This window comes from Haemophilus haemolyticus (assembly GCF_001008205.1).
Lineage (GTDB): Bacteria > Pseudomonadota > Gammaproteobacteria > Enterobacterales > Pasteurellaceae > Haemophilus > Haemophilus haemolyticus_Q.
The window spans coordinates 1-2,012 of record NZ_LCTK01000012.1 but is presented as its reverse complement, the minus strand read 5'-3'; the positions used below and the strand labels follow the sequence as shown (position 1 = coordinate 2,012).

The following is a 2,012-nucleotide window of genomic DNA, read 5'->3' as shown; positions in this document are numbered from 1 at the left end:
TATCCGCACTTTTAAGCAATTCGCTCAAATCCAGCTTTTAAATCTGCAATCAATTCATCTACATCTTCAAAGCCGATATGCACACGAATTAATGAACCTGTAAGGTTACGTTTAATATTTGGACGAATATGTGCAATTTCTTCTGGTTGATTACAAAGAATTAGAGACTCAAATCCTCCCCATGAATAAGCCATAGTGAAAAGTTGAAAATGATCCATGAAATTTGAGACTTGTTCTGATGTCAATCGCTTATTTAATTCAAAAGAAAATAAACCGCTGCTACCACTAAAGTCTCGTAAAAAGAATTCATGGCCAGGGCAACTTGGTAAAGCTGGATGGTACACAGTTTTTACCTCTGGTTGCTCACTCAACCATTTTGCTACTTTAATACTGCTTTCCTGATGTTGTTTTAATCGTACACCCAATGTACGAATACCACGAGCGGTCGTATAAGCAGAATCCGCATCCACCATTTGTCCCATTAAATAGGAATGTTCTCTAAGTTGATCCCAAGTTTGCACATTCGCAACGGCAGTACCAATCATGATATCAGAATGCCCCACTAAATATTTCGTCCCCGCTTGAATAGAAATATCAATATCATGCTCTAACGCTTTAAATAGAACACCTGCAGACCAAGTATTATCAATCATAATCACAATATTAGGGTTCACCTTTCTTGCAGCCTTCACAATAGTCGGAATATCGGGAATTTCCATTGTGATAGAACTCGGTGCTTCCAAGAAAAGCACTTTTGTATTCGATTGAATAAGCGTTGCAATATCAGCACCAATAAGTGGATCGTAATAAGTTGTATCGATCTGCATTTTTTTTAGCACAATATTACAGAAATCTTGGGTTGGCTCGTAAGCTGCCCCGCTCATTAATACATGATCGCCAGTTTTAACAAAAGAAAGAATCGAATTAGTTACTGCTGCTGCACCACAAGGATAAAGATAACAGCCTGCCCCTCCCTCCATTTCACACATTAAATCTTGTAAAGCAAAATGTGTTAGTGTACCTCTTCTGCCATAAAATAATTCGCCTTTTGCTCTATGTTGAGTAGCGTGTTTTTTATCTTCAATACAGTCAAATACTAATGAAGAAGCTCGCTGTAAAACGGGGTTTACCGATCCTTGTGAAAAGCGTTTTTTACGCCCTGCATGGACAAATGTTGTTGAGAGATTGTGTTGTTGCATATTTCCACCTTATTTTAGATAAGATTAATTGCTTTAATAGATAAAATCGAGTATAAAATGTCGGCGTTTCAAATAGAACCGAGCCGCTATTTTGTGTGGCAAAACTTTAACTTAACTTTATATAGGAATTATGACTATGGTATTAGTAACCCGTCAAGCACCAGATTTTACTTCATCTGCTGTATTAGGCAATGGCGAAATCGTTGATAACTTCAACTTTAAAAAACACATTGCTGGAAAAGCTGCAGTAATCTTTTTCTACCCATTAGACTTTACCTTTGTTTGCCCTTCTGAGTTAATCGCATTTGACCACCGTTATGAAGAATTCAAAAAACGTGGCGTAGAAGTAGTTGGTGTTTCTATCGACTCTCAATTCACTCACAATGCATGGCGTAACACCCCAACTGAAAATGGTGGTATTGGCCAAGTTAAATATGCATTAGCAGCAGACGTAAAACACGAAATTGCTCAAGCATACGGTATTGAACATCCAGAAGCAGGCGTTGCATTACGCGCTTCATTCTTAATCGACAAAAATGGCGTCGTTCGTCACCAAGTAGTAAATGATCTTCCATTAGGTCGTAACATCGATGAAATGTTACGTATGGTTGATGCATTACAATTCCATGAAGATCACGGTGAAGTTTGCCCTGCTCAATGGGAAAAAGGTAAAGAAGGGATGAAAGATAACCCTGAAGGCGTTGCAAAATACTTAAAACAAAACGCTGATAAACTTTAATCCGTAATTATTTACAAAAAAAGCACACTAATAGTGGCGTTTTTTATTTATTTCTTTAGTATACTTTAGTAATA

General features: G+C 37.4%; 2 protein-coding genes. One reads left to right on the top strand and one right to left on the bottom strand.

Annotated elements, in window-relative coordinates; all coding sequences use genetic code 11:
* Positions 1-11: 11 nt before the first annotated feature.
* On the bottom strand, positions 12-1,199 hold the full coding sequence (metC, locus tag AAX18_RS03065) for a cystathionine beta-lyase (protein ID WP_005625598.1): 1,188 nt from the start codon (positions 1,197-1,199) through the stop codon (positions 12-14).
* A 136-nt stretch (positions 1,200-1,335) separates the two neighbouring features.
* On the opposite strand from metC, the gene AAX18_RS03060 reads away from it, so the two are divergent.
* Complete coding sequence (locus AAX18_RS03060) at positions 1,336-1,938, top strand: peroxiredoxin C (RefSeq protein ID WP_005625599.1); 603 nt, start codon at positions 1,336-1,338, stop codon at positions 1,936-1,938.
* The last annotated feature ends 74 nt before the right edge of the window (positions 1,939-2,012 follow it).